Annotated in this window: 7 protein-coding genes; 2 read left to right on the plus strand and 5 right to left on the minus strand. The window is 30.0% G+C overall.

Annotated features, from left to right (window positions below; translation table 11 throughout):
• Positions 1–88: 88 nt before the first annotated feature.
• From RWQ73_RS00760 to RWQ73_RS00770, 3 genes are read right to left on the minus strand one after another with little or no spacing between them, the layout of a single operon-like run.
• The gene (locus RWQ73_RS00760; RefSeq protein WP_314406226.1) at positions 89–1,027 is read right to left on the minus strand and encodes a carbohydrate kinase; all 939 of its coding nucleotides are present in this window, start codon (positions 1,025–1,027) and stop codon (positions 89–91) included.
• A gap of 1 nt (position 1,028) precedes the next feature.
• The gene (locus tag RWQ73_RS00765) at positions 1,029–2,339 is read right to left on the minus strand and encodes a glycoside hydrolase family 32 protein (protein ID WP_314406227.1); all 1,311 of its coding nucleotides are present in this window, start codon (positions 2,337–2,339) and stop codon (positions 1,029–1,031) included.
• Positions 2,329–3,831 carry a sucrose-specific PTS transporter subunit IIBC gene (locus tag RWQ73_RS00770; RefSeq protein WP_314406229.1) on the minus strand — a complete coding sequence of 501 codons (1,503 nt, stop codon included), beginning with the start codon at positions 3,829–3,831 and terminating at the stop codon, positions 2,329–2,331. Before RWQ73_RS00770 ends, RWQ73_RS00765 begins: the two co-directional genes overlap by 11 nt.
• A gap of 234 nt (positions 3,832–4,065) precedes the next feature.
• Here RWQ73_RS00770 and RWQ73_RS00775 point away from each other — a divergent pair, with 234 nt between their 5' ends.
• Positions 4,066–5,829 (plus strand): glycerophosphodiester phosphodiesterase, encoded by a 1,764-nt coding sequence (locus RWQ73_RS00775; RefSeq protein WP_314406230.1) that lies wholly within the window; start codon positions 4,066–4,068, stop codon positions 5,827–5,829.
• 42 nt (positions 5,830–5,871) lie between these two features.
• On the opposite strand, the gene RWQ73_RS00780 is transcribed toward RWQ73_RS00775, so the two are convergent.
• Together RWQ73_RS00780 and RWQ73_RS00785 are read right to left on the minus strand one after the other, a co-directional pair.
• The gene (locus tag RWQ73_RS00780; RefSeq protein WP_314406231.1) at positions 5,872–9,207 is read right to left on the minus strand and encodes a YSIRK-type signal peptide-containing protein; all 3,336 of its coding nucleotides are present in this window, start codon (positions 9,205–9,207) and stop codon (positions 5,872–5,874) included.
• A gap of 182 nt (positions 9,208–9,389) precedes the next feature.
• Entirely contained in the window at positions 9,390–15,578 is a 6,189-nt protein-coding gene (locus tag RWQ73_RS00785) for a leucine-rich repeat domain-containing protein (protein WP_314406232.1), read from the minus strand.
• A gap of 446 nt (positions 15,579–16,024) precedes the next feature.
• On the opposite strand from RWQ73_RS00785, the gene RWQ73_RS00790 reads away from it, so the two are divergent.
• Positions 16,025–16,527, plus strand: a 503-nt coding sequence (locus tag RWQ73_RS00790) for a transposase family protein (protein WP_314406233.1), incomplete at its 3' end; no start/stop codon positions are given.

The raw sequence follows: 16,527 nt of genomic DNA on the forward strand, positions 1-16,527 counted from the left end.
AGAATTTCTCAAAAAAATATTATTATATATTTAATGAGATTTATATAGTATAAAAAATAAGCCCTAATTAGGACTTATTTTTGAAAACTTATATTAAACTATTATATTCTTCTTCTGTTAAGTAACTTGAAATTGCACCTGTTTTTGTAGTTGTTAAACTAGCGTAGTTAGTCGCAAATGTTGCCATAGCTGACAGCTCTTCTTCTGAAATATTATTAATATTTTCATGATTTAATAGTTTCGATAAGAATGAACCAGCAAAAGCATCCCCAGCTCCAGTAGTATCAACAGCTTTTATATCAGGTATTTCTGTCACTACCTTGTAATCATTATAATATACTTCAGCCCCATGTTCTCCTTTAGTATAAAGAACAACTTTCATGTGGCTAAAGTCTTTTTTCAATGCTTCTTCTATATTAGTAGTTCCAGTTAGAAATTCTAATTCATTATCGGCAACTTTAATTACATCAACATAAGGTAAGAATTCTTTAATAGTTTCAAGATATACCTTGTGATCATCCCAAAGATTGAAACGTAAGTTAACATCAAAAGAAATTAGCACACCAGCTTCTTTAGCTTTTTTTAGTAATAGGTGATGGCTATCTTTTGATTCTTCTTGAATAGCAATACTTGCAAAGTGAATTGCTTCAATCTCAGATAAGTCAACTTTTTCTACATCTTCCTTACTAATTCTTAATGTTGATGAGCCTTTAAAGTAAAAACTAAATGAACGGTCCCCAGTTTCATCTAAAGAAACAAATGCTAATGGTGTAAAACTATCAGCTTTACGACTTACATATTTGCAGTCAACATTTTCATTTTTTAAAGTATTTTCTAGAAAATCACCAAAACCATCTTGCCCAAGTGATGTTAATAAATAACTCTTATGCCCCAGTTTTTGTGCAACGCAAGCCACGTTAGCTACACATCCACCAGCCTCTTTTTTAAACGATTTTACTTTATCGATTGTTCCTACACCTTCTCCAATAAAGTCAATTAGCATTTCTCCTATACATAAAACTGCCATTTTAGTTCTCCTCTCTAATTTCGATTGCTCCAAGTTCTTTTGCTAAATAATTAGCAGCTGTAATTTTTACATTATGATTTTCCGGATAAAATCTTGTAGAAAGTGCAAATGATCCATCATTAGCAAATAATTCAATTGATGAACTATCAAATACTATTTCCACATTTTCTAAATCCAGTTTGTATTTTCTATCATTTCTTCCATAACCACTAGTTCCAAAAGATACTTTTAATTCTTTATTATCATAGCTTACTTTAAAATCAGCTACGCTAATTTCAAACTTATCGCCATGTTCTTGTTTATAATACCATGTATTTTTGTTAAAGTCATTAGTTTTAATATCGTTACCTAATAAATCTTTCACCGATTTGTGTAAAGTTTGTCTAACTTTACCATCTTTATAATTTACTACACGTGGAACAGTTAAACAGTTTTGATAACCAAACTTCGTAGTTGGATTAGTATAACTACTGTCTGGAACATACATCCAACCGATTAGTACACGATTATCATCTTCATCTAAAAATGTTTGCGATGCATAAAAATCATGTCCGTAATCTAATAATGTAAAGTTATCTAATTTATCTACATTTTCAATTCCCTCTTCAACTACAGAATATCCAATTTGATACATATTTTCATAATTAGGATACATTCTTGTAATTCCTTGTGGTGAAAACATAAATATTTCTTTTCCATCTACTTCAAAATAATCAGGGCATTCCCACATGAATCCTAGATTTTTTTCTGAATAGATTGTTTTATACGGTTTAAGAGTATCCTTATCAAATACTAATAAACAACCGTAATCATTGCTATCTCTAGCTCCAAGAACTAGATAGTTTTTTCCATTTTTTTCAAATATTTTTGGATCTCTAACATGATTTGACATATTAGGATAATCATCTGTCGTTAACAGACATTTTTTCTCAGTAAAATTAATTCCATCTTCCGTTTCAAAAGATATGGTATTATGACCACGCCCCACATGAACGTAGTCATAATCCCCTTTATATTTCACATTTCCTGTGTAGTAGAAGACTAGTTTTCCATCTTCTATGTTGGCACTTCCTGAATAAACACCACTTTTTTCTTCTTCTATAGTTGGTGTAAGAAATACGCCACGATCTTCATAATTTTTTAGATCACTACTAGTATAGTAATACCATAGTTTTAATCCACCTTCTACTTCATAAGAATATTGGTGAAAAATATGATATTTACCTTTAAAGTAAGCTAATCCATTCGGATCGTTTAGCCAACCTTTAGTAGGTTCTAAATGAAGATTTTGTTTCCAGTTATTAGCTAGCATTTACAAGTTCCTTCTTAGTTTTGAAGAAGTATGCTGTTACTGAGAATGAAACGATGAATGATAATGCTAAACCAATACCAAATGTTGACCAGTGATTTGCAGGGATTGATAAGAATCCTGGAAGACCAGCTGCTCCTAATGCTGATGCAAATACTTTATTTAATCCAATCCAAGCACTTCCTACCGCACTTCCTGCAATAGCCCCGTAGAATGGATATCTAAGTCTTAAGTTAACCCCGAACATAGCTGGCTCTGTAATACCTAATAATGCAGAAATTCCAGATGCTGATGAGATTGATTTCATTTTTGTGTTTTTAGAGAATACTAATACTGCAAGAACCGCTGCACCTTGTGCTACGTTAGACATAGATGCGATTGGGAAGATAAATGTTAATCCTGTTGCAGCTAGTAATTGTGTTTCAATAGCTGAGAAACTTTGGTGTAATCCAGTAATTACAATTGGCGCGTAGAACAGACCGAAGATTGCTGCTCCAGCGAATCCACCTTGCATATATAACCATTGTAATCCTTGCCCTAATAATGTACCAGCTTCACGAAGTACAGGTCCCATCCATGCAAATGTTACAAATCCAGTTACGAATAATGAAACTAACGGTGTAGTTAAGTTATCTAACCATGAAGGAGTTACACGACGTAGGAATTTTTCGATTGTAGCTAATAACCACGCAGCTGCAAGAATTGGTAATACAGTTCCTTGATATCCTACTTTTGCAATCTTAAATCCGAATACATCCCAGTATTGAAGAGATGTAAGTCTTTGTAGACCATCAACTGCTTGACCACTTTGGTTTACGATATCTAAAGCTGGTGCAAGAAGTTGGTTTGTAGATGGATCTAATTTACCAAATGTATAGAAGTTCATTACATCTGGGTGAACCATTAACATAGCTAGAGCAGCCCCTAGATATGGGTTACCACCAAAACGCTTAGTAGCAGAGAAACCAATTAATACAGGTAGAAATACGAACGGTGCATTAGCGAATACGTTAACCATATCTGCAAGACCTGCGATACCTGGGTTAGCTTCAATAACTGATTTACCAGTGTAGAATAAATCTTTAGCTGTTAATACGTTATTAATCCCCATTAAAAGACCACCAGCAACAATCGCTGGAATAATTGGAACGAAAATATCACTTAACATTTTTACAAAACGTTGTAGTGGATTTCCTTTTGGTTTTTTAGAAGCAGATTTCTCACCTTCTTCTTCACTAGAAGCTCCACCTTTGTATACCTCATTGTACTTAGCGTACACTTGTTGAACAAGACCACTTCCGAAGATTAATTGAAGTTGACCATTGTTAAAGAATACACCTTTAACACCTTCGATATCTTCTAATTTTTCTTTATTATATTTTTTTTCATCGTTTAATTCTAAACGAAGACGGGTTGCACAGTGAACAACAGAGCGTAAGTTTTCTTCACCACCACTATGTTCAACAACTTCTGTTATAACTTTTTTTAAGTCCATAGCCATTTCTCCTTTATATTATTTTTCTTATATATAATGACATTTAACAGTTACCAAAACATAATGGTAACGTTACTTTTTTATTTTAACCCACTTAAGAATGTTTGTCAAGAGAAAAAAGTAACGTTACCTTTTTATTTTTAAAATTTTCTTTACTTCTCCAATTTCTTGCTACATAATCTTATTTTTGATATAATCTAGTAGCATAAAAATACTATAGAAAGTGAGGTTATCATGAACTTTACAATTAGAAATTTATTCTTTAATGTATTAAAAAACATTAACCGTTATAAATTCACTTATATTTCAATTGCAGCTATCATTCAATTTATTTTAATCTGTGGTTTGTGGATAATCTCCAAAATATTCCAACTAGCCCTTACCCTCGCCGGTGAAGAACATTTAGATAAGAATAATATTCTAAGCATATTAACCAATCCATATAGTTTTGTAATATTAAATATATTAATACTTATAGTAGCATTCTTTATGTTTATTGAGTTTTCGATACTAACCTTTACTATTTATGGGCAATTGACTGATAGACAATATTCATTTAAAAATATATTAAATAACGCTTGGAAAAAAACTAAAAACCTAGCAGGTTTTCAAACTTTATTTTTTATAGTTTACTTCCTAATAACAATACCAACTATCAATCTTGGGGTTAAGCCTGTTATTGCAAAGAATTTATTTATTCCAAAATTTATTAGTAATGAAATAATGAAAACTACTAGCGGTTTTATTATCTGGGGTTTTATAATGTTAATACTGGCTTATATAAATCTTAGACTAATTTTCACCCTTCCATTAACTGCTGTAGGTGATGAAAAAATACTAGACAGTATAAAAAGAAGTTGGGAACTTACAAAAACTGGTAAAAGAAAATTAGTATTTACTATAGGTTTATTTGAAATTATATATCTAATAATAGCTGGAATTCTAACGACTATAATTACATTTATTTGTATATACTTCGATAATGACGGAAGTAACCCTCTTGTTCAAACTCTATTTTTCTCATCAATTAGTGCGCTAGTTTTCTTTCTAGGAGTTATCTCAAAAATAACGGTAATCACCTCACTAATTACAATTCTTATCAATCATAATGAAATATCAGAAGAACTAGTTAATAATCTTAATGAAAACAAGAAAAAATCAAGCTTTGTAATAATCTTTACAACTATCATTATAATAATCGCAACAATTATCAATGGTTTTAATATATATGGGAATGAAGTTAATAAAAATATTGAAACAATAGCTCATCGCGGATATGTCGCTAAAGGTGTAGAGAATTCAATTGAAGCTCTTGACGGTGCTGCAAAAGTAGGTGCTGATTACGTTGAATTTGATATTATACTAACAAAAGATAATAAATTTGTTGTTATGCATGACTTTAACCTAAAAAGACTCGCTGGTATTAATAAACATGTTCAAGATATGAATTTTGATGAAGTAGTAGGTTTAACAATCAAACAAGGTGATTATACTAGTAAAATTCCATCATTAGAGGAATTTGTAAATAAAGCGAAAGAATTAAACATAAAGCTTGTGATCGAACTAAAACCTCATGGCGCAGAACCATCAAATTATATCGATATATTGATTAATGAGGTTAAAAGATTGAAACTTGAAAACTATAAATTCATGTCATTAAACCCTAAAGTAATGGAAGAATTAGAAACAAAAGCACCAAACTTAGAAACTGGTTATGTTATCCCACTACAGTTTGGAAACTTCCACCAAAGTAACGTCGACTTTTTCGTAATAGAAGATTTCTCTTATAGAGATCGTCTTGTAGAACAAGCTAAAAAGCAAAATAAAAAAGTTTTTGTTTGGACAATAAATGATTCAGCACTAATTACTAAATATTTACAAAGCCCCGCAAATGGTATCATTACCGATGAACCTGAGCTTGTTAAAGAAGAGAAAGACATTTTAGAAAATCATTATACTTATTACGATAAAATCTTAAGGCTTGTTAATTTTAGATAAAAATAACGACTAGAACACTTTTGTTCCAGTCGTTATTTTATATTATCCTAAAATTTTCTTAGCTGCAGTTTCTAACACCTTAATTTGTTCTTTTAATTGTTCTTTAGATGCATCGTTATTCAATAACTTATTCGCTAAGGCTCTTGCTTTTTTATATTCAGTTTGCAATTCTAGTGTAGCTTGAGAAAATTTTTCATTTTTTCTTAAATCATTATCTACTAACTTTTGTAATTTAGATTTTAACTGTTCAGCAGATTCTACAATATTCTCTTCAGTTGCAGATTCTTTCCCTTCGTTATTATTTAAATTATCTATTTCTGATATCAGTGCTCTTAAAGCTTCTACTGTCATTGCTTCTTTAATTCTCTTAATATATTTATTCTTATCTTGAATAAATTCAGAATTTAAAACCCTACTCTTAGCTTCTTTTTTGACTTCTTCTAGTTCCTCAGTCATAGAAGTTGAATTATTATTTGGAGGAGTTACTTCTACAGAACTACTATTTTTCTGAGCATTTGCTTCCTCAAGCGTTTTTATAGCTGCAGATAATTTATTAATTCTTATCTCTAATTCATTTTTATCAGCATCAGCCTTAGATAGTATTTTTTCAGCATTATTTCTTGAATTCAACCAAGCAGTTTCTTCCCCAGTTCCTTGCATTTTATAATTAGATTCAGTTCTTAGGTCTTTTGCTACAAGATTCTGTAGTTGTTCTTTTAATTTTCTAACATCTTCATTAACCACTGGCTGTGTTCCGTTATTTGAATCTTCAACTTTTGGTTTTTCTGCCGTCATTGAATCACCATTAGAATTCTTATATACATATGTTATTTCTGTTTTTTCTCCAATTCTATCATTAAGTGCACTAATATCTTTTACTTTAACAAATGTATACCCTGTTAAGTCAGCTTTTCCTACTGAAACTGGGAAGTGACTATATGCTTTTAATACTTTATCTTCAGCAATCTTTTTACCAGTTTCATCTTGATATTTAAGTGTTATAGTTTTTACCACTGGATTTACTTGTCCGCCTGTTTTTTCAACAATAGCGTGTACTTTATGAGTTGTATCAAAATTTGTTCCATCCACCGCAAAAGTATAAGTGAATTTCATATTCTCTTTTAAATTACCTGGTAAAATTATTTCAGCAATTTGGAATGTTCCATTTCCAAGAATACCATTATTTACACCACTCTTACCTGCAAGAACCATTTTAATAAGATCACTCTCAGCTCCTTCTATAGGCCACTCTACTCCATTTTGGTCAACTATCTTAACTTTTGTTTTTACTTCATTCAAATTAGCTCCGTAAAGGTGAACTTCAGTTTTTTTACTAACCTGATTCGATGCTACAGTTGTTTCAGTTTTTTCTACCCCGTCATTCACAGCACCAGTCCCACTTGTTCTATATGAAGTAATTGTTAAATTTGATAATACTGGTTTTGTACTATCTTGATCTTTTCCAACTACTGTAAACGTAGGTTTATCGCGTCTGTCTCTTCCTTCTAACGTAGTGATGTTGACTTCTTTACCATTTTGATATATTTTCACTTTATATGATTTTGAAATATTTGTAGTATTTTCTGGGAAATTAATTCTCGCTACAAGATCATTATTACGTTTTTCATATACCACTTTATTTGTTAGTGTAGTATTTTCTTCTATTGAATCAGCATCGAATACTCTGATTTTTACATTATTAGTTGTCAAATTATTGCCTTTTAAAACTAGGCTTCCTTCTCCTCCACCTTGAAGAACTTCATTTTCTAGTGAATAATTTGATATTTTAGCTTCCTCTACAAAGGCTTCTTGCATCTTTTCTAAATATTTATTTGTTTCTACACCATCTACAGTTACTACAAATTTATATTTAACATCTTTATTAGTTTCATTTTTTGGAACAGTAATAGTGTAGCTCACTTTATTAGTTGACTCAGTTAAAAATTTATCTATTGTTACATTCTCTGTTTTTACACCATCTCGATAAGCAACGAGTCCTACTTTGTTTACATCTGTATTTTTAACTTCTACATCAAATAATAATAATCCACCTTTACCTGATAAATTTTTTGTAACTATTGCTTCTTTAATAGCTACTATATTACCATCTTCTGTTTTTGGTTTTTCTGGAGTTGACTCATTTTTCGGATTATCCGGCTTAGTTTCTCCTGGGACTTCTGGTTTTTCTGGAGCTGTTCCTGAGTTGCTCCCTTCTGTTTTTTCAGGTTTTGTTTCCGTATTATTTCCACCAGTAGGAGTTACCTTCCCTCCTACTTTTTCAGCAACAGCATTAACTTCTTCGATAGTTTTCGCTCTATTTAACTCTGCTCGTAACTTTAACTTATCTTCATTATCTTTATTTGAAGAAACAATTAGTTTTTTAACTTTTGTTTTTTCACTTCCAACAATAGCCGCATTAGTTTTTTCTATTAAGTTTGAAATAGCTGCTTCCAATTGTTCTTTAGTAGCGTTTGAATTTTTAAGTACTTTTTCTGCTTCTGTTTTAGCATCTATCCAAGCATTATTAGCTGGTTGATTACCTTCGTTGGCTATATAGCCTTTTTCAGTTCTAAGTTCTCTACTTATTAATTTTTTAAGTTCAGCACGTGTTTTACTCAAATCTTCTTTAAAGTTTTCTTCTTTATGTTCTGGAGTTAGCTTTCCTTCTGGTTTATCCGGTTTTACCTCTGATTTTGGCTGCTCCGGTTTCACTTCAGGGTTAGGTTTAACTTCTGGTGCTGGTTTTATTTCTGGTTTGTCAGGTTTTACCTCCGGTTTTGGTTGTTCTGGTGTTTCAACCGGTTTTGTTGGTTGCTCTCCTAGCGCTGGAGTTCCTTCTGGTTTATCTGGTTTTACCTTTGGTTTCGGTTGTTCTGGTTTTATCTCTAGTTTTTCTGTTGCCAGTTCTTCTTCTACATGATATTTAACATCTACTCTTAGATTATCGCCTGCTATATTAATTGTTTTTGAGACAACTTTTTCTACTATTGCTGTATTAGGTAACGTTTTTTGACCGCTTGCTATTAATTGTTTTATCGCTTCTAACTGTTCTTTTGTTACTTCTTTTTCTATTTTTTGACCTGCTTTTATACTAGCGATATGATATGAAACCACCCTAGCCCCATTTAACATTACATTTACATCTACATCAGTTAGGTCTTTTGTAGCTATTAATTCTACTTTTGCCCCTCCATTTTTTTCTATAATGCTTACCTTAATATCCTTATTAACTTGCACCTCTATATTTTCTTTTGCTTTTGAAACATGTAGATTAGTTTGTGGCGATACAAGTAAACTTGCCGCTATCATTACTGATGCTGCTCCCATACTAAATTTTCTTATTGAAAATACTTCTCTTTTACCAAATATATTTTTCATTTTCTTTCTCCTTAATCTAGATTCCTATTTTGATTATCTATAATTTTTAAGTTCATCTTTATCATCAAGAACTATAAACTGTTCTTTTAATTATCTAGATAACACTCTTCATTTCTAAATCTCTGGTAATTAATTTTTTAAGTTTTACTATTATTAAATATAATTTAAGAACTTCTTCATTTTTATTCACTTAAATCTATAGAATCATAAAATTCATCAGTTCCTACTTTGTAAGGTACAAAGTTTCCATCTTCCTCTTTAATTTCCAAACTACCAGGTAATACTTGATCATTTTCTCCTTTTACCTTAATAATGTACTCTGCACCAACAGTTAATTCTATATTAGTTAAACTTCCATTACTACTAGTTATCTCAACTTTATCCATAGGATCTTGTTTATTTACAAACTCAAAAGTAATTTCACGTAATTCTGGCTCTCTCCCATTTCTTACTAGAATCTCTGGAATTTCACCTTTTTTGACTGTTTTTTTATCAATTTTTGATTTTTTAATTTTATTTAAAGCTGTTGTTAAATTATCTATATAACCTTTAACATAAATTGGTAAAGTTTCCGGTTTTGCTAATTCTTCTTTTGCTGAATTAACAATATCATTTAATTCTTTGTTAGGTGCTTTTTCTAACTCTTCTTCCGCTTCTTTAATCTTATTAGTCAAGTCTGTTTTCAAATAATTTAAATCAACTCTTTTTACAACAAACACAGGAATCTTAGTTCCATTATAATCTGTAAGACTATATTTCCCTTCTGAGCCACTATATGTTATAACTCCGTTTTCTGATACGTTTAAGTTAACTGAGTCTGGTTTGAATTCCCAATTAAATTGATCATTTTTAGAAACATTTACTATGTAATCTACACCATTTACTTTTTCCTCTAAAGCTAACTCGACTATACCGTCTTTATTTGAACGAGCATTTTTTAAAGTCGTTATTTTAGTTCTAATTCCATTAACTGATAATTCAACATTCTCAACAGGATTACCATTTTCATCTACTACTTTATAGTATGATTTAACAGTTTTAATCTCCTTGTCATCTTTTCTTTCTTCTTTAAATTCGATTATCCCTGTAGTTTCTGGCATTATAATTTTATTATCGATACTTATTATATCTTTATCTTCATTCGTTTGGAATATTACACTTTCTCTATTAAATGCAGTATCTCTTTTTTCAATTCTTAATTCATATTTTTTATTAGGTTTAAGTTGATTTGATTTGAACGTTAATGTTCCATCTTCACCTGTTTTGTCTTGTTTTACTATATTCGGAATTCCTCCATCAAATTCAAACAATCTAAGTGGTGCATTACCTATCGCTTTACCAGTACTATCAACTACTTTTGCAGTAATTTGATTCAATGTATCTATATCATCCTCTCCTAAAGCAGCTTCTTTTTCTACTCTTTGTACTTCTATGCTTTCTATCACTTCATTAGTTTTAGCATTATACAAAACAGTATATCCTTCTTCATTCTCTCTAGCTACAACGGCAATTTCATCCATTTGATATTTTTCATTGTCATTTAAAGTGACTGTATAAACTTCATCTTTAGTAAGTTCTACATCACTAACTACAGATTTATCGACAACTTTGTCTATAACTTCATTAGTATTTTTCTTATTAACGAATGTAAATGTTAACTTATCTAATACTGGTTGATTTTTGTTTATTACAGAGATATCATCAACAACTAATTTTTTAGTTTTCTCTTCTTTATGTTCATCTGGTTTTGGTTGTTCCGATTTCACCTCTGGTACTATCTTCAATTTCAGTTCAACAGTTCCATGAATATTTGCAGGTCGACCTTCAAATTCATGATTATAATCTTCTATATTGATATCATACTTATAAGTTTGTTCTTCATTATTTGTAACATCAAATGTAATATTTGAACCATCCTCCGAAATTTCCATACCACTTGGTGCGTCTTTTGCACTATCTAGTAAAGCTCCTGAATTTTCCCAATCTTTTAGCGGATTTTCTATAGTTACTTTTCGATTTTTTATTTGTGATTTCTTAACTTCAACTGTTATCGGCAATTTTGTAAATGTAAATTCCCGTTGTTTATTCTCATTTAGAGTAGCATCCGCCATTGTATTTCTACTTGCATACTGTTTTAACCACTCAAAATCTTCTTTTGTAATTTCTCCTAAATATCCAGTGTTAATATTTAATTCTTTTATTATGTCCATGTATTCCTTATCTAAAGGATTTCCATCAATTACTAGACGTCGTAAATTTGGTAATTTTTTAAGCACACTTAAATCAGTAATATTCATGTTTTTCAACTCTAACGCTTCAATATTTTTTAAGCTTTCAAGAGCATTGATATCACTAATATCTTTATTATTTTTCAAATATAATGTTTTTAGATTAACAAGTCTTGCTATGTCTGACACATTGTCATTATTAAGTTTATTATTGTCTAAATGTAATTCTGTAAGACTAGTCATATTTCTAAGAGAAGAAATGTCATTTATCTCATTATCTTCTACATCTAGATTTTTCAAGTTTAACCCATTAATAAAATTAAGATTTTGTAAATTACCTTGTCCTACACGAACATCTTCCAACTTACTATTCGATGTTAAATCTAAATTAGTAACATCTACTTTTTCTTTCGTTTTATTTTGATTTGTATAATAGAATAATTTCAACTCAGTTAATTTTTTCAAGAATGTAAAATCTTTGATTTTTCTAACTTCATCTTTCTTAGCAAGAACTTTAAATTCTTCCAAATTACTTGCATTTTCTAAAGAGCTAATCAATTCATCAGTAACTGGAATATTTACAGATGTATTTCCTAATTTAACCTCTCCATTAGCATCAAATACTCGTAATTTTTCAAAATCACTCACGTGAAAATCCGCTTCAGAATTTGGTTTTGGAATTGATGTAGGTTTTTTATTAACTACGTGCTCTGAATTAGCTTTATCTGTTAAATTTTTATATTTTTTATTAAATTTACTCCAATCGTTTAATAATGTTCTATATAGCACTTTATCTGTTGACGATAACTCTACTGTATCTGTTGGTTTTTTAACTGTTTCTTTCGACAAGTGAACATTCAAAATAAATGTTCCCCATTGTTGATAAGATTTAAACCATTGAACTGCATACAAACCATTTTCAATATTATCCGGCAAAATATACTTACCATCTTTTTGTGTAATTGTATACTGATTATGTATTGGTACTAACTCTTCAGTTTCATCGTTTACCTTAGGTTGATTTTTCCCTTTTTTATTAACTACCTCATAAAGCTTCAATGTACCATCACCATTAGTATCTAAACTAATTTCACTACCGTCAAAATTTTTAGCAATAGAAAGTGTAAATTCCTTATTAGTGATATCTACTTCTTCTATTTGTTTTGCAAATCCACGTTTTTTATTAATTTTATCTAAACTATTTAGTGGAGAAAAGTCATGGATACTGTTATTACTTAAATTTAAATCTGTAAGTTTTGTTAAATTTGTTAGATTACTCACATCAGTAATTTTATTATCTGCAGCTCTTAATGAAGTCAAATTAGTAAGATTATTTAATGCTGTTACATCTTTAATATTATTCGCTCCTAAACTTAAATGTGTTAACTTAGTTAAACCTGATAAAGGTGTTAAATCAGAAATTTTATTAACATTAATATATAGTTTTTTAAGATTTGTTAGGTTTCTCAGTGCTTCTACAGAAGAAATTTTATTCTCCGTTAACCATAGATTCGTTAAATTTGTTAAATCTTTCAGTACTGAAATATCTTCAATGTTCTTGTTACTAGTTAAATCTAAATTACTTAATTCACTTAGATTTTTCAATGCACTTATATCAGTTATACTATTTCCAGAAAGTATAACGTCATTTAATTTTGTTAATCCAGATAACGCATTTATGTCTGTTATACCTCTATTAGCAATACTCAGTGTTTCAAGATTCGTTAGGTTCTTTAACGCCTCAATATTTTTTATAAAATAATCATCTGGGTTTTGTGCATCTGAATATTCTGGATCAACAAAAGGCCCAGCTATATTTAAAATTCTCAAATTAGTTAATTTACTCAATGCTGATATATCTTTAATTTTTACATTTTCTAAAGATAATTCTTCCAACTTAGTTAAATTTGCTATTGAAGATATATCTCTGATATCATTGTGTTCTCCATTAATTTCAAGTTTTGTCAAATTCATCAAGTTTTCTATTCCTGATAAATCTTTAACACCATAAAGATTAATTAATTCAGTTATTTTAGTTAAATCTTTCCCTTTAAATTTTGCCGCTAATACTTTATCCTTAAATTTTTCTTTTTCAGCTACATTTAATTTTATATTTTTTACACTCCATGCATAGTCCTCAGATTTTAATTTCAAATCGATTGGAACTACTTTACCTTGATTTTTATTGAGGAATTCCTCTGTAAATGTAAAATCAAATTTTGATGTTGCTGAATTATAAGTAACACTTACTCCATCCACATTAGTAGTAACTTCTGAGAATAGATTAATAGGTTCGTCACTTTCGAATACTTTCGCTAATTTTTCGCCTAATTCATTTATACCTTTAAATGGACTCTCTACAGAAACTGTTGAACCAGATACATCAATAGTTTTATCGTAATTTATTCTTTGACCAGCGAAACTAACACTACCTTCACCTTCCTGTTGTTTAGCTACTCTATCAGCAATATACTGTTCTAGTCCCGAATAGTCACTAATATGATTTCCACCTAATACTAAATCTTTTATATTAGAAAGATTTTTAATTGGAATTATGTCTGAAATATTATTACTTCCAAGTGATAACATTTCCAATTTAGTAAGATTTTTCACCACTGAAATATCTTTTATTCCTCCACTAATAGTTGGATGAACTGGATCACCTGTTTGGTCATTATTATTATGAAGGTCTAAATGTTTTAAATTAGTAAGTTTTTCTAAAGGTGAAATGTCCTCTATCTTGTTAGCATATAAGTCTAAGTATTCTAAATTTGTTAATTCTGATAAAGGTCGTAAATCTGAAATTCTGTTTCTAATTAATGATAATTTTATTAATTTATTCAATTTAGAAAGTGGAGATAAATCGCTTATTTCATTTTCATTCAGATCTAATTTTTTAAGATTAACTGCATTTTCCAATCCTGATAAATCTTTTATACCATGTGTTTGAACAAACTTAAACTCTGAAGTATCTTTTAGAGATGTAGTTTTTAGTATTGAATTATTTTTTTCATCTCTTAAACTAATTTCTTCTAAAGATTCCAGTTCTTTTCTGGTTATCTTTTGATCATCAGATCTTCCACTGCTTATATTTTTATTGATTAATTTTTTTAAATTTGGATCACTAAAGATTACTTCTTCATCTTTTTTCTCTTTAGATTCTACTGGCTTCTCTAGAGTTGGTTTCTCCGGGGTCGGTTGCTTCGGATTCACCTCTGATTTCGGTTGTTCCGGTTTCGCTTCGGGGCTAGGTTTAACTTCTCGTGCTGGTTGTTCCGGTTTCACTTCAGGGCTAGGTTTAACTTCTGGTGCTGGTTGTTCCGGTTTCACTTCAGGGTTAGGTTTAACTTCTGGTGCTGGTTGTTCTGGTTTCACTTCAGGGTTAGGTTTAACTTCTGGTACTGGTTGTTCTGGTTTCACTTCAGGGTTAGGTTTAACTTCTGGTGCTGGTTTTATTTCTGGTTTGTCCGGTTTCACCTCTGGTTTTGGTTGTTCTGGGTTTACATCTGGATTTGGTGTATTCGGTTTTTCTATCGTTTTTTCTGGCTGTACTTCTGGTTTCAGCTTTTCCTCCTTAGGTTCTGCTAGCTTCTCTGGTGTTGGTTTTACTTCGGATTTTGGTTGTTCTGAATCTCCAACTGATTTTGTTGGTTTAGCTTCGGGTACTGAATTATCTTCTACATGATATTTTACCTCCACTCTTAAGTTATTCCCTCCAATTGATATTGTTTGCGAAGTACTTCTTTCCACTATTGCAGTATTTGGTAAAGTTTTTTGACCATTTACTATTAGTTTTTTTATTGCTTCTAACTGATTTTTTGTTACTTCTTTTAGTATTTTTTCTCCTACTTTTATACTAGCAATATGATATGAAGCCACCCTAGTCCCATTTAACGTTACGTTTACATCTACATCAGTTAGGTCTTTTGTAGCTGTTAATTCTACTTCTGCCCCTCCATTTTTTTCTATAATGCTTACCTTGATATCCTTATTAACTTGCACCTCTATATTTTCTTTTGCTTTTGAAACATATAGATTAGTTTGTGGTGACACCAATAAACTTGTCGCTATCATTACTGATGCTACTCCCATGCTAAATTTTCTTATTGAAAACACTTCTTTTTTACTAAATATATTTTTCATACTCTTTCTCCATAATTGTAAATTTATTTTATTATTTTTTATTACATCACATCTACTATATTATATTAATACAAGTGGTTTTTCAACACTTCTATCAACTGAATAGATAAGTTTAAATAACGTAATTTTTTTATTTTATTTACCTTTTTCTTTATAATAATACAATCAAAAACTAAAAAATCTCACATTATCATTATATTCAGAAAAATAATAATTTTTTTGAATATAACCAAGTAACTAATACTATAAATCAATTAGATTCTAGACTGAAAAAAATATTTCGTCTATAACAAAAAGAAATTCTACGGTGTTTATTCGGGTCTATAATAAATACGGTTGATAATAAATATCAGCCGTATTTAAATTTATAAAAAAATAGAAAAGAATGTAAAATTCCTTTATAATTTAAGTATGAGCAAAAAATCAAAAAAGGAATTTACATTCATATGTGTAATTATAGCAAATCTCTTAAAACAACGCTACAAATAACTGACAGAAATATAAAAATTCTAGATAAAACAGAGGAAATTGAAATAAATGGCTGTATACATTTAGTTTATTACGGAGTATTGGAAGCTTCATCTAGCTCTTGCCCTCATTGCGGAAAATGTGAGATAACTAATAACGGTTATAGAAAAGTAAAGGTTAAAATTCCCTTAATCTTTGACAAATCAGCCATCTTGTACTTAAATAAACAACGCTTTATATGTAAAGATTGTCACAAATCCCTCACAGCTGGAACTACTGAAGTTAGGAAGCATTCTAATACATCTAAAATTCTAAGAGCTAGTATTATTAAAAGGTTATCTAAAGAGAATACTTCAAAGGAAATAGCTGAGTCTTGTACTGTATCTACTAATACTGTGTTAAGAATACAATGTGATCTAGCTAAATCTTTAGAAAGACCTAAAAGTTTACCTTATTATATGTGCTTTGATGAGGTTTCTTC

Origin of the sequence: uncultured Gemella sp. (genome assembly GCF_963525875.1) — a bacterium.
In the GTDB taxonomy this organism is placed as follows: domain Bacteria; phylum Bacillota; class Bacilli; order Staphylococcales; family Gemellaceae; genus Gemella.